This is a genomic window from Streptomyces sp. NPDC094147 (assembly GCF_044764265.1).
In the GTDB taxonomy this organism is placed as follows: domain Bacteria; phylum Actinomycetota; class Actinomycetes; order Streptomycetales; family Streptomycetaceae; genus Streptomyces.
The window spans coordinates 97137-115781 of the sequence record NZ_JBIWHT010000016.1 but is presented as its reverse complement, the minus strand read 5'-3'; the positions used below and the strand labels follow the sequence as shown (position 1 = coordinate 115781).

Sequence of the window (18645 nt, the reverse complement as noted above, 5' to 3'; positions counted from 1 at the left end):
AACCTGGGAAACCCCGGCAGTTGGTTGGGAGTTGAGATGGCGAGGATCAGCCCCAAGACACCGAATACCGGCCTGTCGAGCCTGCTCGAACAGGCGAAATACACGCAGTCCCAGTTCGCGAATGCGGTGAATCACGCGGGCGTCGCAGCCGGGCTCGACCTGCGATACGACCATTCGGCGGTGACGCACTGGCTTGCCGGCACGCAGCCGAAACCGCAGGTCAGGGCGGTCATTGTCGAGGTCCTGGCGCGCAAACTGAAACGGCCGGTCACGCACGCCGAGGCTGGACTGACGCCCGTTCCGAGCGTGCGGGGAGCGACCGAGGGTGACACGGTCGAAGACCTGGTGGATCTGGGAACGGCCGATATGAACCCGTCCCGCAGGGGCGTTCTCGCCGGTGGCCTGTACTCGGCCGCGTTGACCGTCCCCGCATTCGCAGCGGCGACGCCTGCGAAAGCCACGGAGAAAACCCCTGCCCGGCCGACAACTCGTATCGGCCAAGGGCAAGTTGCCACCGTCCGCAGGATGACGGAGAAGATCGCCGACATTCTCGACGAGCTCGGCGCCGGTCACGCCCGCCCGATGGCAGCGGCGTTCCTCGTGAACACCGTCGGCCCTTACCTGAAGGCCTCGGCCACCGGGAAGGTCCACGCCGACCTGCTCTCGGCCGCCTCCGACCTCACCTACCTGACCGGGTGGATGGCGATGTACGAGCGCGAGCACGGCACCGGTCAGACCTACTACCTGCGCGCCCTCGACCTGGCCCGCGAGGCCGAGGACCACGTCACGTACTGCCGCACCCTGCGCGGAATGAGCCTCCAGGCCTCGAACCTGCGCTACGGCTCCAAGGCCCTGGAATACGCCGACAGCGCCGCCGAGGCGGCCCCTTCGGCCGGGCCCCGCCTGACCGCGTTCCTGCGGGGCCAGCAGGCCCACGCTGCCTCGATGGTCGGCGACAAGCGGCAGGCCATGAACCGGTTGCGGGAGGCCGAGGCCGCGCTGGCCAGGGCCGACGACCACAGGGACGCCATCGGCGGATACGACCAGGCCGCCTACCAGTTCCACGTCGCCCACGTCCTGTACGAGTTCAAGGACCTGAAGGGCTCGATCAAGGCGATGCAGCACTCGCTGCGCGTGCAGCCTCCGCAGGAGCGGCAGGGCCGGGTCCACGCCAACGGCGTACTCGCGCAACGGCAGTTCGAGCTCGGGCACGTCGAGCAGGCGTGCTCGACATGGGACCGCTTCCTCGACGACTACCAGGATCTGTCGACCGCGCGCGGGGACGAGCACTTCGACACCCTGCGCAACCGACTCGCCCCGTACACGAAGGCCCGCGCCGTGCGCGACCTGATGGCCCGAGCGCGGGACGTCGCCGCGCACAAGGCGTAGGGATGCCCTCATGACATCAGACCCCGTAGTCGCCCCGGAAGTCCTGGCCTTCTACACCGAGACCATCGACGAGTCGGTACGCCTGACGTCCAGCGCCGATGGCGTACTGGAGCTGATCCGCACCCAGGAGATCCTGCGGCGGCACCTGCCGCCCGCGCCGGCCAGGGTTCTCGATGTCGGCGGCGGGCCCGGGATCCACGCCCAGTGGCTGACCGAGGCCGGATACTCGGTCCACATCGTGGATCCGGTCCCCCGCCATGTGGACCAGGCGCCCGCCGGTGTCACGGCGGAGGTCGGCGATGCCCGCAAGCTGTCCGCCCCCGGCCACTCGCAGGACGTCGTTCTTCTGCTCGGCCCGCTCTACCACCTCCTGGAGCGCGAGGAACGGGACCGGGCCCTCGCCGAGGCCCTGCGCGTCGTGAAGCCGGGCGGCCTCGTCGCGGCCGCCGCGATCGGCCGCTACGCCTCCCTCTTCGAGCACGTCGCCACCACGCTGCTCGATGTCGAGCGCGTCCACGATGCCGTCTTCGACATCCTCAGGACGGGGCGCCACGAACCCGGTCGCAAGGGGTTCACCGCCGCTTACTTCCACACCGCCGAGTCCCTGGCCGAGGAACTCACCCAGGCCGGCGTGACCGGCGTGACGGTGACCGGGATCGAGGGCCCGTCCTGGGGTGCGCTGAAGGCGGCCGAGGTGCACACCAAGGAGTCGTTGCGGGACTCGGCGATGTTCCGCGCCGCGCTCGCGGCCGCCCGGCTCGCCGAGCCGTACCCCGAGCTGCTGGCGGCCAGCTCTCACATGCTGGCCGTCGGGCACGCCCCCGGCTGAGGGAACGGGGGACGCGTGACCCGAGCGGACGCTGTCCGGTTTCCGGTGTCCGGCTCCTGTGGTCCGATGTCTCTCATCCGTTGGATCCGATTTCTGTCATCCGATTTCTGTTATCCGACAGCGGCCAGGGTGTTCTCCACTGCGTCGGGTCAGTTAGGTTCGGTCGGTGCTGGGGAGAGTGGACGAGGCGTGATAGGTGAACAGGCGACCGCGGTGGTCACCGCGGCCCGGTCCGGGGACGAGCGGGCCCGGGACGAGCTCATCGCCGGGTATCTGCCGCTCGTCTACAACATCGTCGGCAGGGCGCTGAACGGGCACGCAGACGTCGACGACGTCGTGCAGGAGAGCCTGCTGCGGATGCTCGACGGCCTCGGCTCCCTGCGCGACCCGGAGCGCTTCCGGTCCTGGCTGGTCGCCATCACCATGAACGAGATCCGCCGGTACTGGCAGGGCCACCGCCGCACCCCGGTCGACGGCGGGCTCCAGGACGCGTACGACGTCGCCGACCCCGGCGCCGACTTCGTGGACCTCACCATCGTGCGGCTCGGGCTCTCCGGACAGCGCAAGGAGGTCACCGAGGCCACCCGCTGGCTGGAGACCGAGGACCGCGCGCTGCTCTCGCTGTGGTGGCTGGAGGCGGCCGGTGTCCTCACCCGCGGCGAGGTCGCCTCGGCGCTCGACCTGTCGCCGGAGCACGCGGCGGTACGCATCCAGCGGATGAAGGGCCAGCTGGAGACGGCCCGGGTCGTGGTGCGCGCGCTGGCCGGCGCCCAGCACTGCGGCGAGCTCTCCGGGCTCGCGCACTCCTGGGACGGCGTGCCCTCCGCGCTGTGGCGCAAGCGAATGGCCCGGCACGCGCGTACCTGCGCGGTCTGCTCCGGGCACTGGAGCGGGCTCATACCCGCGGAAGGCCTCCTCGTCGGCCTCGCCCTCGTCCCGGTCGCGGCCGGCGCGGCCACCGCGGGCCTCTTCGCCACATTGCACGGCCAGAGCATGCAGAGTGCCGCGCATGCCACCGACGCCCCCGCCACCCCCCCGGCCCCCCGCTCCCACCGCGCTTCCCGCACCGGCCGCGCCCCCGGCTCCCGGGGTGACCTGCGGCGGGACCGGCAAGCGCGCAAGCGGCGCCGGGCCGCCGCCGTCATAGCCGCCCTGGCCGTGGTCGGCGCCCTCGGCGGGGCCCTGCACTTCATGACCGGCACCGGGCAGGAACCGGCCCGTACCGTCGCGGACGCCGCCGGGACCACCACCGAGACGGCCGCCGACGGCTTCGGCACCAAGCCCGTACCGCCCACTCCCTCGGCCACCAACTCCCGCCCCGCGCCCAGCAGTTCACCCAGCAAGGCGGCGGAGAAGCACGCCTCGCCCGCCGCCACGCCGTCCTCCCACCCCGCCCCGCCGAAGCCCAGCCCGCCCGCGCTCCGGACGGTGGCGAGCACGGACAGCGGGGAGGCGTCCGTCGCGCAGGACGTGCTCGCGCTGGTCAACTCCGAGCGTTCCAAGGCCGGTTGCTCGGCCCTGACCAGCAACCCCAAGCTGTACTCGGCGGCACTCAAGCACTCCGAGGCGATGGCCGCGCAGAACTTCTTCGACCACACCGACCCCAGCGGCGCCGGCCCCGGCGAGCGCATCACCGCCGCCGGGTATCAGTGGAGCACGTACGGCGAGAACATCGCGCGCGGCCAGCAGGACGCGGCCGCGGTGATGGACTCCTGGATGCACAGCCCCGGCCACCGCGCCAACATCCTGAACTGCGCGTTCAAGGAGATCGGCGTGGGCGTGCACTACGGCTCCGGCGGCCCGTGGTGGACCCAGGACTTCGGCACCAAGAGCTGAGGGCCCGGAGCTGACGCACCCGGACACGACAGTGGGCCCGGATCGGTGATCCGGGCCCACTTGGCGCGAGCGGGTCAGTCCTGGGTGCCGTCCTCCAGGTCGCCCTCGGTCTCCAGGTACACCTGCCGCAGCGCTTCGAGGACCGCCGGGTCGGGCTTGGCCCACATGCCGCGCGACTCGGCCTCCAACAGGCGCTCCGCGATGCCGTGCAGCGCCCAGGGGTTGGCGTTCTGGAGGAACTCGCGGTTGGCCGGGTCCAGGACGTACGTCTCGGTCAACTTGTCGTACATCCAGTCGGCGACCACGCCCGTCGTGGCGTCGTAGCCGAACAAGTAGTCCACGGTGGCGGCGAGTTCGAAGGCGCCCTTGTAGCCGTGGCGGCGCATCGCCTCGATCCACTTGGGGTTCACCACGCGGGCCCTGAAGACCCGCGAGGTCTCCTCGACCAGGGTGCGGGTGCGGACCGTCTCGGGGCGCGTGGAGTCGCCGATGTACGCCTCGGGGGCGGTGCCGCGCAGGGCGCGGACGGTGGCCACCATGCCGCCGTGGTACTGGAAGTAGTCGTCCGAGTCGGCGATGTCGTGCTCGCGGGTGTCGGTGTTCTTGGCGGCCACCGCGATCCGCTTGTACGCCGTCTCCATCTCGTCCCGGGCCGGGCGGCCGTCCAGTTCGCGGCCGTAGGCGTAGCCGCCCCACACCGTGTAGACCTCGGCGAGGTCGGCATCGGTGCGCCAGTCGCGGGAGTCGATGAGCTGGAGCAGGCCCGCGCCGTACGTGCCGGGGCGCGATCCGAAGATGCGGGTGGTGGCCCGGCGTTCGTCGCCGTGCTCGGCCAGGTCGGCCTGGGTGTGGGCGCGTACGAAGTTCTCCTCGGCGGGTTCGTCCAGCGAGGCCGCCAGGCGCACCGCGTCGTCGAGCAGGCCGATGGTGTGCGGGAACGCGTCGCGGAAGAAGCCCGAGATGCGCAGCGTCACGTCGATGCGGGGGCGGCCGAGCTCCGCGAGCGGGATCGGCTCCAGGCCGGTGACGCGGCGCGAGGCGTCGTCCCAGACGGGGCGGACACCGAGCAGCGCCATCGCCTCGGCCACGTCGTCGCCCGCGGTGCGCATCGCGCTGGTACCCCACAGCGAGAGGCCGACCGAGGTCGGCCAGTCGCCGTTGTCGGTGCGGTAGCGGTTCGCCAGGGAATCGGCGAGGGCCTGGCCGGTCTCCCAGGCGAGCCGGGAGGGGACGGCCTTGGGGTCGACGGAGTAGAAGTTGCGGCCGGTCGGCAGGACGTTGACCAGGCCGCGCAGCGGCGAGCCGGAGGGGCCCGCCGGGACGAAGCCGCCGTTCAGGGCGTGCACGGTGTGGTCGAGCTCGGCGGTGGTCGCCGCCAGGCGCGGCACGACCTCGCGGGCCGCGAACTCCAGGATGGCCGCGACCTGTTCACCCTGGTCGGCGGGGATCGCCGCCAGGTCCCAGCCCGCGTCGTCCATCGCCTGGACCAGGGCGCGGGCCTTGTCCTCGGCCTCGTCGGCGGTGGTGCGGGTGGCCGCGGACTCGTCCAGGCCGAGCGCCTCGCGCAGACCGGGCAGGGCGGTGGTGCCGCCCCAGATCTGACGGGCCCTCAGAATCGCGAGGACGAGGTTGACCCGGTCGGCGCCGGCCGGGGCGTTGCCCAGGACGTGCAGGCCGTCGCGGATCTGGACGTCCTTGATCTCGCAGAGCCAGCCGTCGAGATGCATGATGAAGTCGTCGAAGCCCTCGTCCTCGGGGCGGTCTTCGAGCCCCAGGTCGTGGTCGAGCTTCGCGGCCTGGATCAGCGTCCAGATCTGCGCGCGGATCGCGGGGAGCTTCGCCGGGTCCATGGAGGCGATCTGGGCGTGCTCGTCCAGGAGTTGCTCCAGGCGCGCGATGTCGCCGTAGGAGTCGGCGCGGGCCATCGGCGGCACGAGGTGGTCGATGAGCGTGGCGTGCACGCGGCGCTTGGCCTGGGTGCCCTCGCCCGGGTCGTTGACCAGGAACGGGTAGACCAGCGGGATGTCGCCGAGGGCCGCGTCCGGGCCGCAGGCGGCGGACAGGCCCGCGTTCTTGCCGGGCAGCCACTCCAGGTTGCCGTGCTTGCCCAGGTGGATCATCGCGTCCGCGCCGAACCCGCCGTCGTCGGCCGAGGCCGCGATCCAGCGGTACGCCGCCAAGTAGTGGTGCGAGGGCGGCAGATCGGGGTCGTGGTAGATCGCGATCGGGTTCTCGCCGAAACCGCGCGGCGGCTGGATGAGGATCAGCAGGTTGCCGCGCCGCAGGGCCGCGAGGACGATGTCGCCCTCCGGATTGCGCGAGCGGTCCAGGAACATCTCGCCGGGCGGCGGCCCCCAGTGCTCCTCGACGCCCGAGCGCAGCTCCTCGGGCAGCGTCGCGTACCAGCGCTTGTAGTCGGCGGCCGGGATGCGGACCGGGTTGGCGGCCAGCTGCTCCTCGGTGAGCCAGTCCTGGTCGTGGCCGCCCGCGTCGATGAGCGCGCGGATCAGCTCGTCGCCGTCGCCGGAGACCAGGCCCGGGATCTCCGCCTCGGGCCCGAAGTCGTAACCCTCGGCGCGCAGTCGGCGAAGCAGCGCGACCGCGCTGGCCGGGGTGTCCAGGCCCACCGCGTTGCCGATCCGGGAGTGCTTGGTCGGGTACGCGGAGAGCACCAGGGCGACGCGCTTGTCGGCGGCCGGGATGTGCCCCAGCTTCGCGTGGCGTACCGCGATCCCGGCGACGCGTGCGGACCGCTCGGCGTCGGCGACGTACGACGGGAGCCCGTCCTCGTCGATCTCCTTGAAGGAGAACGGCACGGTGATCAGGCGGCCGTCGAACTCGGGGACCGCGATCTGGCTGGCCGCGTCCAGCGGCGAGACGCCCTCGTCGTTCTCCTCCCAGGCGCTGCGCGAGCCGGTGAGGCAGAGCGCCTGGAGGATCGGCACGTCCAGGCCGCTGAGCGCGCCCGCGTCCCACGACTCGTCGTCGCCGCCCGCCGAGGCGGTCGCGGGCTTGGTGCCGCCGGCCGCGAGGACGGTGGTCACGATGGCGTCGGCGGCGCGCAGTTCCTCGATGAGCGCGGGCTCGGGGGCCCGCAGCGAGGACACGTACAGCGGGAGCGCGCGGCCTCCCGCGTCCTCGATCGCGCCGCACAGGGTGTCCACGAAGGCGGTGTTGCCGCTCATGTGGTGGGCGCGGTAGTAGAGCACCGCGACGGTGGGGCCCTCGGTGGCCCCGGCCGTGCGCTCCAGCGGGCCCCAGGACGGGGCGGGCGCGGGCGGCTCGAAACCGTGGCCGGTCAGCAGCACGGTGTCGGACAGGAAGCGGGCGAGCTGGTCGAGGTTGGCCGGGCCGCCGTGCGCGAGGTAGGCGTGCGCCTCGGCGGCGATGCCGACCGGGACGGTGGAGGCCGCCATCAGCTGGGCGTCCGGGGCCTGTTCACCGCTCAGTACGACGACGGGCAGGCCGCTCGCGGTGAGCCGGTCGAGCCCGTCCTGCCAGGCGCGCACGCCGCCGAGGAGGCGTACGACCACGAGGCCCGCGCCGTCGAGGAGCGCGGGGAGTTCGTCCAGGGCGAGCCGGGACGGGTTGGCGAACCGGTAGGCCACCGGACCGTCCGCCGCGCGGGCGCTCAGCAGGTCGGTGTCGGACGTCGACAGGAGCAGGATGTGGCGGGGATCCGCAGCGGGCTCCCCGGACGAATGCAGCATGCGGCGTCAGGCCTTCCTCGGGGTGTCCGCGCCCCGGGTGGTGTCGGAATGGATCTCCCCTGCCCGGCCGGAGCCGGAAGTGCGGGGAAGGGAGTTCCTGACTCACCCGGCGAGACCCTTACGGGCCCGGGACCGGGCTCACAGTGGCGGGACCGCGCCGGAATCGCACCGGGCTTCCTCCCCTGTCGCCGTCGCCGGCGATGACGGGCCGAGAGACCCGTCGCTTGCATAGTAGCGACCTCGTCCAGTGCGGACCGGGGGCGCTCGGGCGGGGTGGCCCCCGGCGCGGGCGTGGGTATGCTCGCCGCCATGCCGCCCCCCTCCTCAACACCCTTCAACCAGGGCGAAAGTCGAATACCGGGCACCTCGGGAGATGTCGCGCACGAGGCGCCTTCGCCGGGCCGCCCGGAACCCGTCGTGCGGGACCGCGGCGACGCCTGCCCCGGCGCCCTGCGGCTGCACTCCGCCGACGACGGGCGGCTGGCCCGACTCCGGCTGCCCGGCGGCATCTTGACGAACCATCAGGTCGAGGCGCTGGCGACGGCGGCCGAGCGGTACGGGGACGGTCACCTCGGCATCACCTCGCGCGGCAACGCCGAGTTGCGCGGACTCGGCGAGAGCTGCGGGGCCCAGCTCGCCGACCTCCTGCGCCAAGAAGGCCTGTTGCCCTCCGAGCGGCATGAGCGGATCCGCAACATCGTCGCCTCGCCGCTGGCCGGACTCGACGGCCTCGGCCACGGCGACCTCCGCCCCTGGCTGCGCGAACTGGACGCCCTGCTGTGCGGCCGGGACTGGACGACCGCGCTCTCGGGCCGCTTCCTGTTCGTCCTGGACGACGGCCGCGGCGATGTCGCGGGCCTCGGCGGCGATGTGACCTTGCTCGCACAACCGGCCGGGGACACGGCGGTCGTACGCGTCGGCGCGCAGGCGCTGCGGGTGGCGGCGGCCGACGCCTGCCTCGCGGCGCTGGCGGCCGCGCGCGCCTTCCTCGACACCGCGTCCGCCGCGGGCAACGGCGCCTGGCGGGTCCGCGAACTCCCCCCGGGGTGTGCGGTGGACCTCGCGGAAGCGCTGGGGGAGGCGGGCATCCCGGCGGAACCGGTGTCGGCGCCGGAGCCGGGGCCTGCGCCAATGCCGGTGTCGATGCCGGTGCCGGTGCCGTACGGGGAGGCCGCCGCCGGCACCCCGGCCGAGCCGATCCCCGTACCGGACGGGCAGCCCCCCGCCCCCGGCATCGTGACCGGCCCCGACACCACGTACGCCCTGCTCGTCGCGCCCGTCCTCGGCCGGGTCAGCGCCCGGCAGCTGCGGGCGCTCGCCGGTCCCGCGGGCGAGGTCAGGGTCACCCCCTGGCGCGGATTCGTCGTGCCCGGATTCGGCGAGCGCGCGGCGCGGGAGCGGCTGCGGGAGCTCGGTGACGCCGGGTTCGTCACCGAGCCCGACTCGCCGTGGACCGGGGTCGGGGCGTGCACCGGGCGGCCCGGCTGCGCCAAGGCGCTGGCGGACGTACGCCGGGACGCCCTGCCGGGGCCGGGCGGGCTGCCGGTCTACTGGTCCGGGTGCGAACGCCGCTGCGGGCATCCGCACGGCGACTGGGTGGACGTGACCGCGACCGCCGACGGCCGGTACACGGTCGCCGTGCGGGGCGCGCGGGCACACGAAGTGCCGGTGGCGGAAGGCGAGTTGGCGGCGGCCGTCGCCCGCGCACGGAGCCGAGAGGCATGACGGCGGCACGGGTCGGCGCGACCGCGGACGAGATGTCACAGAGCGCCAAGTCCGCTCACACAGAGGCGAGTTGGCGAACTCCGCCACCACCGCACGGGGCGGACGCGAGACGGCGACAACAGGACCGAACGGGACCGGGCGGTACCCGACCGGACGCAGGCGACGGGACAACCACGAGATGAGCGAGAGCACAGTGTTCGACTACGAGAAGGACGGCGCGGAGATCTACCGCCAGTCCTTTGCCACGATCCGCGCCGAGGCGGACCTCGCCGGGCTGCCCGCCGACGTCAGCCAGGTCGCGGTCCGCATGATCCACGCCTGCGGCATGACGGACCTCACCCGCGACCTCGGCTGGACGCCCGGCGTCGTGGCCCGCGCCCGCGAGGCGCTGCGCGCGGGCGCGCCCATCCTGTGCGACGCGCGGATGGTCGCCAGCGGCGTGACCCGCAAGCGGCTGCCCGCCGACAACGAGGTCATCTGCACGCTGGCCGACCCGTCGGTGCCCGAGCTCGCCGCCGCGATGGGCACGACGCGCAGCGCCGCCGCCCTGGAGCTGTGGCGCGACCGCCTCGACGGCGCGGTCGTCGCCGTCGGCAACGCGCCCACCGCGCTGTTCCGGCTGCTCGAAATGATCGAGGAGGGCGCGCCGCGCCCGGCCGCCGTCATCGGCGTGCCGGTCGGCTTCATCGGCGCCGCCGAGTCCAAGGACGCGCTCGCCGCGCACCCTTCGGGCCTGGAACACCTGGTGGTACGGGGCCGGCGCGGCGGCAGCGCGATCGCCGCCGCGGCACTCAACGCGATCGCGAGTGAGACGGAATGAACGAGAACAGCAACACGATGGGCCGTCTTTACGGGGTCGGCCTCGGGCCCGGCGACCCGTCCCTGATGACGGTGCGGGCCGTGGAGGCCATCGCCGAGGCGGATGTGGTGGCGTACCACTCGGCGCGGCACGGCCGGTCGATAGCGCGCTCGATCGCGGCGAAGCACATCCGTGCCGACCACATCGAGGAGAAGCTGGTCTACCCGCTCACCGTGGAGACCACCGACCACCCCGGCGGCTACCGGGGCGCGCTGAACGACTTCTACGAGGAGGCCTCGGCGCGGCTCGCCGAGCACCTCGACGCGGGCCGCACGGTCGCCGTGCTCGCCGAGGGCGACCCGCTGTTCTACGGCTCGTACCAGCACATGCACAAGCGGCTCGCGCACCGCTATCCCACCGAGGTGATCCCCGGGGTGACCTCGGTCAGCGCGGCCGCCGCCCGGCTCGGGGAGCCTTTGGTGGAGGCCGAGGAGGTCCTGACGATCCTGCCCGGCACGCTGCCCGAGGAGGAGCTGACGGCCCGGCTCGCCGCGACCGACTCGGCGGTGGTGATGAAGCTGGGCCGCACGTTCACCAAGGTGCGCCGCGCGCTGGAGCGTTCGGGCCGCCTGGACGAGGCGCGCTATGTGGAGCGCGCCACCATGGCGGGCGAGCGCACCGGTCAACTGACCGACATCGACCCGGAGTCGGTGCCGTACTTCTCGGTCGCGGTGCTCCCCAGCCGCATCGACGCCACACCCCCCGTGCGCGAGCGCGGCGAGGTCGTGGTCGTCGGCACCGGTCCCGCAGGTCCCCTGTGGCTGACCCCCGAGACGCGCGGCGCGCTCGCCGCCGCCGACGACGTCGTCGGCTACACCACCTATCTGGACCGGGTGCCGGAGCGCCCCGGGCAGCGGCGGCACGGCTCGGACAACAAGGTGGAGTCCGAGCGCGCCGAGTTCGCCCTCCAACTGGCCATGCGGGGCAGGCGGGTTGCGGTGGTGTCCGGGGGCGACCCGGGCATCTTCGCGATGGCCACGGCGGTGCTTGAGGTCGCCTCGCAGCCCGAGTACGCGGACGTCCCCGTGCGGGTCCTGCCGGGGGTGACCGCCGCCAACGCGGCCGCCGCCCGCGCGGGCGCCCCGCTCGGCCACGACTACGCCACCATCTCGCTGTCCGACCGGCTCAAGCCCTGGGAGGTCATCGCCGAGCGCCTGCACGCGGCGGCCGCCGCCGATCTGGTGCTCGCCCTCTACAACCCCGGCTCCGCGAGCCGCACTTGGCAGGTCGCCAAGGCCCGCGAGCTGCTCCTGGAACACCGGGCGCCGGACACCCCGGTCGTCATCGGCCGGGACGTGGGCGGGCCCACCGAGCGGGTCCGCGTCGTGCGCCTTGCCGAGCTCGACCCGGCCGAGGTCGACATGCGCACCATCCTGATCGTCGGCTCCTCGCAGACCCGCGCGGTACGCCGGGGGGACGGCGAGGAGATCGTCTGGACCCCGCGGCGCTACCCGGAGAACGCGGAGAACTGACGCACCCAGGCGGCCGCCTCCTCGGGGGTGGCCGCCACCGCCACCCCCTCGGGCACGGGCGGCCGGCGCACCACGACCACCGGGATCCCCGCCTCGCGGGCGGCGGCCAGCTTGGGCGCGGTGGCGGCGCCCCCGCTGTCCTTGGTGACCACCACGTCGATCCGGTTCGTACGCAGCACCTCGCGCTCCCCTTCGAGGGTGAAGGGCCCCCGGTCGAGCAGCACCTCCATGCGGGCCGGACCGGGCGGCTCGGGCGCGTCCACCGACCGTACGAGGAACCACAGCCCGTCGAGGGCGGCGAAGGCGGCCAGGCCCATGCGTCCGGTGGTGAGGAAGACCCGGCGGCCCAGCGCCGGCAGCAGCGCGGCCGCCTCGTCGAGCGAGCCCACCGGACGCCAGTCGTCCGCTTCGCCCGGGACCCAGCCGGGCCTGCGCAGCGCCAACAGGGGAACATGGGTCTCGGCGGCGGCCGCCGCCGCGTTGAAACTGATCGTCCCGGCGAAAGGGTGGGTGGCGTCGATGAGCACGTCCACCCGGTGCGTACGCAGCCACTGGGCAAGCCCCTCGGCGCCCCCGAAGCCGCCGATGCGGACCTCGCCGACCGGAAGCCGGGGCGCGGCGACCCGCCCCGCGAGGGAACTCGTCACGCGCGGCGCGCCGGGCTGTCCGCCGTGCAGCAGGTCAGCCAGCCGCCGGGCCTCACCCGTACCCCCCAATATCAAGACGTGCACAGGAATCGATTCCGTTCATGAGTGAGGCCAGGAGCCATGAGTGAGGCCAAGGGCGGGCGCAGCGCCCAACTCAAGCACACCGGTCTGCGCCCCGGCTGGACCACCGGCGCCTGCGCGACGGCCGCCACCACGGCCGCGTACACCGCGCTGCTGACCGGCGACTTCCCCGACCCGGTGACGATCACCCTGCCGAGGGGGCAGACACCCGCGTTCGCGCTGGCCGCCGAGGAGCTGGCCGCCGGGCACGCGATGGCGGCCGTGGTGAAGGACGCGGGCGACGACCCGGACGTGACGCACGGCGCGCTGATCCGCTCGACGGTACGACGGCTTCCGCCCGGCTCGGGCGTCGTCTTCCGCGCGGGCGAGGGCGTGGGGACCATCACCCTCCCCGGACTCCCCCTCGCCGTGGGCGAACCGGCGATCAACCCGGTCCCGCGCAAAATGATGACCGAGCACGTCTCCCTCGTCGCCGCGCGGCACGGCGCCCCCGCCGACGTGGAGATCACCATCTCCGTCGACCACGGCGAGGAGATCGCCCGCTCCACCTGGAACCCCCGCCTGGGCATCCTGGGCGGCCTGTCGATCCTGGGCACGACGGGCATCGTCGTCCCGTACTCGTGCTCGGCGTGGATCGACTCGATCCGGCGCGGAGTGGACGTGGCGAGGGCGGCAGGCCGCAGGCACGTGGCGGGCTGCACGGGCTCAACATCGGAGAAGACGGTGGTGGCGGAGTACGCGTTGCCTCAGGACGCCCTCCTGGACATGGGCGACTTCGCGGGCGCGGTCCTGAAGTACGTACGCCGCCACCCGGTGGACCGCCTGACCATCTGCGGCGGCTTCGCCAAACTGTCCAAGCTCGCCGCGGGCCACCTGGACCTCCACTCGGCCCGCTCCCAGGTGAACAAGCCCTTCCTGGCAGCCCTGGCCCAGGAGGGCGGCGCGGACGAGTCCCTCGCGGAACAGGTGAGAGAGGCCAACACAGGCTTGGCGGCACTCCAGTTGTGCACAGCGGCCGGGGTCCCCCTGGGCGACCTGGTGGCAGCGCGGGCCCGCGAAGAAGCGCTGGTCGTTCTGCGGGGCGCGCCGGTGGTGGTGGACGTGATCTGCATCGACAGGGCGGGCAACGTGGTGGGTCGAAGCACACCGCGCTGACCAGCGGCGCTGGCCGGCAAAACCCAGCCCCTTGGGGGAGTTTGAGGAGCGGGGTGCGGGGCAGAGCCCCGCGGACCCCGGGGCACTAGCAGCGATGCCGCTCAGCGGAGTAGAGATGCGAGTCCCGGAACTCCGCAGCCCCCAGCGTCCGCCCGACCAGGATGACAGCCGTCCGGACAACCCCCGCTTCCTTCACCTGCCCCGCAATCCCGGACAGCGTCCCCCGCAGAATCAGCTCCTCGGGCCGCGAGGCAAAGGCCACAACCGCCGCCGGACAATCCGCACCGTAATGCGGAAGGAGCTCCTCGACCACCCGGTCCACATATCCCGCTGCCAGGTGCAGCACCAGCAGCGCCCCACTGCGCCCCAGCGTCGCGAGGTCCTCGCCCTCCGGCATGGCCGTGGCGCGCTGCGCGACGCGGGTCAGGATGACGGTCTGCCCGACCGTCGGCACCGTGAGCTCCCGCTTGAGCGCGGCGGCCGCCGCCGCGAAGGCGGGCACCCCCGGCACGACCTCGTAGGGCACCCCCGCCGCATCCAGCCGCCGCATCTGCTCGGCGACGGCGCTGAACACGGAGGGATCGCCGGAGTGCAGCCGGGCCACGTCCTGCCCGGCCTCGTGGGCGCGTACCAACTCACCGGTGATCTCATCCAGGTTGAGCTGGGCGGTGTCCACGAGCCGCGCGCCCTCGGGGCATTCGGCGAGGAGTTCGCGCGGCACGAGGCTGCCGGCGTACAGGCAGACCTGGCAGGAGGCGAGCGTACGGGCGCCGCGCACCGTGATCAGGTCGGCGGCGCCGGGCCCTGCGCCGATGAAGTACACGGTCATCTGTCTGCTCCTGAAGGGGTGTTGACGGGGCCGGGTTCGGGTGGCCCGGGGTCGTTCTTGACGACGGCCCACTGCGTGACCGGCATCGCCTGCCGCCACCCGGTGAACCCGCCGACCGGCACCGCGTGCGCGACCGCGAGCCGTACGAGTTCGCCGCCGCGGCGCCGGTACCAGTCGGCGAGCAGCGCCTCGGACTCCAGGGTGACGGTGTTGGCGACGAGCCGCCCGCCCAGGGGCAGCGCGTCCCAGCAGGCCGCGAGCAGCCCGGGTGCGGTGAGGCCGCCGCCGATGAACACGGCGTCGGGGGTGGGGAGTTGGGCCAGGGCGGCGGGGGCGGCGCCGGTGACGACGCGCAGCGCGGGCACGCCGAGCCGGTCGGCGTTGCGGGCGATGCGTTCGGCCCGTACCGGGTCCCGCTCGACGGTGAGGGCCCGGCAGGACGGGTGCGTACGCATCCATTCGACCGCGATGGAGCCGGAGCCGCCGCCGATGTCCCAGAGCAGTTCGCCGGGCGCGGGCGCGAGCGCGCCGAGGGTGGCGGCGCGGATGTGCCGCTTGGTGAGCTGGCCGTCGTGTTCGTACGCCGCGTCGGGCAGCCCCGGTACGGCACCGAGCCGGAGGGCGTCGGGCGCGCGCCGGCAGTCGACGGCGATGACGTTGAGCGGGTCGCCGTGCGGCAGGTCCCACCCATCGGCGGTCCCGTCCACGCAGTGTTCGTCCTCGGACCCGAGCCGTTCGAGCACCCGCATCCGACTGGGCCCGAAGCCGCGGTCGCGGAGCAGGGCGGCGACTTCGGCGGGGGTGCCGGCGCCGGCGCTGAGCACGAGGAGGCGTCGCCCGTCGTGCAGGGCGGCGGCGAGCCTGGCGGCGGGCCGCCCGACGAGCGTGACGACCTCGGTCTCCTCGACGGGCCAGCCGAGCCGGGCGCAGGCGTACGAGACGGACGAGGGGTGCGGCAGGATGTGCGGCGGGGCGCCGAGGACTTCGGTGAGGGTGCGGCCGATGCCGTAGAACATGGGGTCACCGCTGGCCAGTACGGCGATGCGGCGCCCGGCGTGGCCGGTGAGCAGCCCGGACACGGCGGGCCGCAGCGGCGAGGGCCAGGCGATCCGCCGCCCCGCGCAGTCGCCGGGCAGCAGAGCCAGCTGCCGCGCCCCACCGATGATCACGTCGGCGCCGGTGAGCAGGTCCCGGCCCCCGGGGGCGAGCCCGGCCCACCCGTCGGCCCCGATCCCGACGACGGTGACGTCCGGGAGACGAGCAGGGGGGTGGGGTTTCACGGATACCTCGGGGTGCGTGCGGGGGCTGGAGCCGCACTCTACTGTCCGCCCGACCGATCCTCCCGTCCCGGGTCAGTCCCCACCCCGCCCCTTCCCGAGACCCTCCGGGGGAGAGTGCTTCGACTGCGGACCATGCGTAACTCATCGCACAGTTCCCCGCGCCCCTGGCGGACCGCGCGGACCGATCTCGCCGGGCGGACCGATCTCACCGGTCGGCGTAGACCTCTTGCGGCTTGGTCCAGACCAATGCCAGGCTCTCAAGTACCGCCACAACAGGCCGACTTGGCGCATCCCCAAGCAGTCGCAAGCAGCCACAGCCGGTCACCGCCAGACGTTCTCCCCCACGATCAAGGAGCACTCGCATGTCCGCTCGGCGTACCGCAGCGTCCCTGGGTGTCCTCGGGGCGGCCTCCCTGACGTTCCTCGCCCTCGCCCCCGCGCCCGCCTCCGCGCACGGGTCCCTGTTCAACCCGGTCAGCCGGGTCGCCGCCTGCTACGCCGAGGGCCCCGAGCACCCGGTGTCGCAGGTGTGCAAGGACCTGGTCGCGGACTCCGGGACCCAGCCGCTGTACGACTGGAACGAGGTGAACATCGCCAACGCCAACGGCCAGTCCCAACAGCTCATCCCCGACGGCAAGTTGTGTTCGGCCAACCGGGACAAGTACCGGGCGCTCGACTGGGCCCGCACCGACTGGCCGGCCACCAACGTGTCGGCGGGCGCCTTCGACTTCAAGTTCCGGGTGACCGCGGCACATTCGGGCACGATGACGCTGTACATCACCAAGGAGGGCTTCGACCCGACCCAGCCGCTGAAGTGGTCCGACCTGGACCCCGCGCCCGTCGCCACCTACCGGACGTCCCGGACGGCGACGGACGGCTACTACGACTTCAGCGGCACGCTGCCCGCCCGCACCGGACGCCACATCATCTACAAGGTCTGGCAGCGCGACGACAGCCCCGAGGCGTTCTACGGCTGCTCGGACGTGGTGTACGGGGCCTCGGCGGCCAAGGCGGCCGCGCCCACCGAGCAGAACATCGCGGCGGGCGCGGCCCGTTCGACGGTGAGCCACCACGGCCACGGCGGCGACCCGGCACCGGCGCCCGCCCCGGCCGCGGCCCCCGCGCCTTCGTCGGGCAGCGCTGTCGCACCCCAGGCGCTCGCCGTCGTCTCGACCGCCGGAGTGGCGGCAGGCGGCTTCCTCCTCCTGCGGCGCCGGCGCGGCTGACCGGCTGGGGGCGTCCACCGTCGGTAGGGGGCCAGCACCACCCCCGACCGGCGGGGCCGCCCCATCCCGCCGGGCGCGCGGAAACGGCAGGGTTGAGCCATGACCTCGACCACTGCCCCGTACGCCGCCGCCCCGGCCGCCCCCGCTCCCGCCGCGACCGGTTTCTGGCGCGCACCGTTCGCCGCCGCCACGTACCGCGAGGTCGGCTACACGCTGACCTCGCTGCCGCTGGCCGTCGCCGGGTTCGCCTTCGCGGTGTCGATGTTCGCACTCGGCGCGAGCCTGGTCGTGACGATGCTCGGCCTGCCGGTGCTCGCGGCGATGCCGGCGGGAGCACGCGGACTCGGCGGGATGGAACGCCGCCGGGCGCTGTCCCTCCTCGGCCTCGACGCCCCGCAGCCGCAGGGTGTTCCGGCCCCGCGCCGGGAGGGCCGTTGGGCCGCCATGGAGGCGCGGCTGAAGGACGCGGCGGGCTGGAAGGCCCTGCTCTTCCAGGTGGTGATGTTCCCCTGGCGCGTGACGTCCTTCGTGCTCACCGTGACGTTCCTGGTCACGGGCTGGGTGGTCGCCCTGCTCCCGGCGTACTCCTGGGTCTTCCCGCACTACGTCGGCTGGCCCGGCTACCGCATCGTGGACTTCACGTCCGGCGGGGTGCACCACGAGTACTACATCGAGTCCCCGCTCCAGATAGCCGCGGTCTCCCTGATCGGCTTCGCGATCGTCTTCCTGACCCCGAAGCTCGTCCGGGCCCTGACCAACGTCGACCGCGCGGCGGTGCGGGGGATGCTGAGCCGTTGAGCCGAACCCCCGATGTCATCAACCACCCGGCCCGGTAGGCGAGTTGTGCGCCTGCCGGGCTGTCGGCTGCAGTCGCGGCAGATGCAGATCGCGGAAGACGGCGGTCAGGCGCAGGGCCAGGACGGTGCCGGCGGCGGCGACCGTCGTGACGGCGGAGCCCGCCTCCAGCCAGTGCAGGAGCTGGTAGCAGACGGCGCCGGCCAGCGCGGCGGTCGCGTACACCTCCTCGCGGAGCAGCAGCGGCGGGAACTGCCCGCACAGCACATCGCGTACGACCTCGCCGGTGACGCCGGTCAGCACGGCGAGGATCACCACCGCGGCCGGGGTGACATGGGCGTCCACGGCGGCGCGGGCGCCCATGACGGTGACCACGGCGAGACCGACCGCGTCCACCACCATCAGCGACCGCTGCGGCAGCGTCCACCTGCGCAGATACAGCATGGTGCCGACGGCCGCACAGGCGATGACGGTGAGCAGCACCCAGTCGTGCGTCCAGTACAGCGGGTGCCGGCCGAGGATCAGATCGCGCAGGGTCCCGCCGGACACGGACGCGGCGAAGCCGAGGACGAGCCCGCCGAAGGGGTCCATGTTCGCCCGGTGCGCGGCCAGCACCCCACTGGCCGCGAACGCGGCGACACCGATCAGGTAGAGCACGTGCAGCATGAGGACACCCCCGGGGTGGAGCGGTAGCGGCAGGACGGCGTGGGTCACCGCGGGCGGCGGGCGATCAGCAGCCCGGCCGCGGAGGCGGCGACGGCGACGGCGACCGGGACGGCCACGGCGACATTCCCCGATGGTGCCGGGCGGCG

The 18645-nt window shown here is 73.4% G+C and carries 14 protein-coding genes and 1 riboswitch; of the genes, 9 read left to right on the top strand and 5 right to left on the bottom strand.

The genetic code is table 11. The features are described 5' to 3' along the window. Nucleotides 1–36 precede the first annotated feature (36 nt). The 3 genes from ACIQ8J_RS23125 (at nucleotide 37) to ACIQ8J_RS23115 (ending at nucleotide 4054) form a co-directional block, all read left to right on the top strand. A complete protein-coding gene (locus ACIQ8J_RS23125; RefSeq protein WP_403272679.1) occupies nucleotides 37–1389 on the top strand; it encodes a hypothetical protein in 1353 nt (450 codons plus the stop codon). 10 nt (nucleotides 1390–1399) lie between these two features. Continuing rightward, nucleotides 1400–2218, top strand: coding sequence for a class I SAM-dependent methyltransferase (locus tag ACIQ8J_RS23120; RefSeq protein WP_403272677.1), 819 nt, complete (start codon nucleotides 1400–1402; stop codon nucleotides 2216–2218). Between the two features lie 189 nt (nucleotides 2219–2407). Next, nucleotides 2408–4054, top strand: a complete 1647-nt coding sequence (locus tag ACIQ8J_RS23115; protein ID WP_403272675.1) for a sigma-70 family RNA polymerase sigma factor — start codon at nucleotides 2408–2410, stop codon at nucleotides 4052–4054. Nucleotides 4055–4128: 74 nt separating this feature from the next. Here the strand turns inward: ACIQ8J_RS23115 and cobN are convergent, their stop codons facing one another. Next, the gene (gene cobN, locus ACIQ8J_RS23110; protein WP_403272674.1) at nucleotides 4129–7764 is read right to left on the bottom strand and encodes a cobaltochelatase subunit CobN; all 3636 of its coding nucleotides are present in this window, start codon (nucleotides 7762–7764) and stop codon (nucleotides 4129–4131) included. A 91-nt stretch (nucleotides 7765–7855) separates the two neighbouring features. Further along, nucleotides 7856–7944: riboswitch (cobalamin riboswitch) on the bottom strand. A gap of 117 nt (nucleotides 7945–8061) precedes the next feature. Here cobN and ACIQ8J_RS23105 point away from each other — a divergent pair. From ACIQ8J_RS23105 to ACIQ8J_RS23095, 3 genes are all read left to right on the top strand, one after another. Beyond that, on the top strand, nucleotides 8062–9489 hold the full coding sequence (locus ACIQ8J_RS23105) for a cobalamin biosynthesis protein CobG (protein WP_403272822.1): 1428 nt from the start codon (nucleotides 8062–8064) through the stop codon (nucleotides 9487–9489). 178 nt (nucleotides 9490–9667) lie between these two features. Then, entirely contained in the window at nucleotides 9668–10309 is a 642-nt protein-coding gene (locus tag ACIQ8J_RS23100; protein WP_403272672.1) for a precorrin-8X methylmutase, read from the top strand. Then, complete coding sequence (locus tag ACIQ8J_RS23095) at nucleotides 10306–11820, top strand: precorrin-2 C(20)-methyltransferase (protein ID WP_403272671.1); 1515 nt, start codon at nucleotides 10306–10308, stop codon at nucleotides 11818–11820. Before ACIQ8J_RS23100 ends, ACIQ8J_RS23095 begins: the two co-directional genes overlap by 4 nt. Here the strand turns inward: ACIQ8J_RS23095 and ACIQ8J_RS23090 are convergent. Beyond that, nucleotides 11796–12551 carry a cobalt-precorrin-6A reductase gene (locus ACIQ8J_RS23090; protein ID WP_403272670.1) on the bottom strand — a complete coding sequence of 252 codons (756 nt, stop codon included), beginning with the start codon at nucleotides 12549–12551 and terminating at the stop codon, nucleotides 11796–11798. The genes ACIQ8J_RS23095 and ACIQ8J_RS23090 overlap by 25 nt on opposite strands. Nucleotides 12552–12587: 36 nt before the next feature. Here ACIQ8J_RS23090 and ACIQ8J_RS23085 point away from each other — a divergent pair, with 36 nt between their 5' ends. After that, on the top strand, nucleotides 12588–13703 hold the full coding sequence (locus ACIQ8J_RS23085) for a cobalt-precorrin-5B (C(1))-methyltransferase (RefSeq protein ID WP_403272668.1): 1116 nt from the start codon (nucleotides 12588–12590) through the stop codon (nucleotides 13701–13703). Nucleotides 13704–13788: 85 nt separating this feature from the next. On the opposite strand, the gene cobM is transcribed toward ACIQ8J_RS23085, so the two are convergent. Continuing rightward, nucleotides 13789–14532: a precorrin-4 C(11)-methyltransferase gene (gene cobM, locus ACIQ8J_RS23080; protein ID WP_403272666.1), complete on the bottom strand. Its 744-nt coding sequence runs from the start codon at nucleotides 14530–14532 to the stop codon at nucleotides 13789–13791. Then, the gene (gene cbiE, locus ACIQ8J_RS23075; protein WP_403272665.1) at nucleotides 14529–15812 is read right to left on the bottom strand and encodes a precorrin-6y C5,15-methyltransferase (decarboxylating) subunit CbiE; all 1284 of its coding nucleotides are present in this window, start codon (nucleotides 15810–15812) and stop codon (nucleotides 14529–14531) included. The genes cobM and cbiE overlap by 4 nt, the downstream gene beginning before the upstream one ends. Nucleotides 15813–16174: 362 nt before the next feature. Here cbiE and ACIQ8J_RS23070 point away from each other — a divergent pair, with 362 nt between their 5' ends. Both ACIQ8J_RS23070 and ACIQ8J_RS23065 read left to right on the top strand, forming a co-directional pair. After that, on the top strand, nucleotides 16175–17038 hold the full coding sequence (locus ACIQ8J_RS23070) for a lytic polysaccharide monooxygenase (protein WP_403272663.1): 864 nt from the start codon (nucleotides 16175–16177) through the stop codon (nucleotides 17036–17038). 99 nt (nucleotides 17039–17137) lie between these two features. Next, on the top strand, nucleotides 17138–17836 hold the full coding sequence (locus ACIQ8J_RS23065; RefSeq protein ID WP_403272662.1) for a sensor domain-containing protein: 699 nt from the start codon (nucleotides 17138–17140) through the stop codon (nucleotides 17834–17836). Nucleotides 17837–17854: 18 nt separating this feature from the next. Here ACIQ8J_RS23065 and ACIQ8J_RS23060 read toward each other — a convergent pair whose 3' ends face one another. Next, nucleotides 17855–18499: a trimeric intracellular cation channel family protein gene (locus ACIQ8J_RS23060; protein ID WP_403272661.1), complete on the bottom strand. Its 645-nt coding sequence runs from the start codon at nucleotides 18497–18499 to the stop codon at nucleotides 17855–17857. Nucleotides 18500–18645 lie beyond the last annotated feature (146 nt).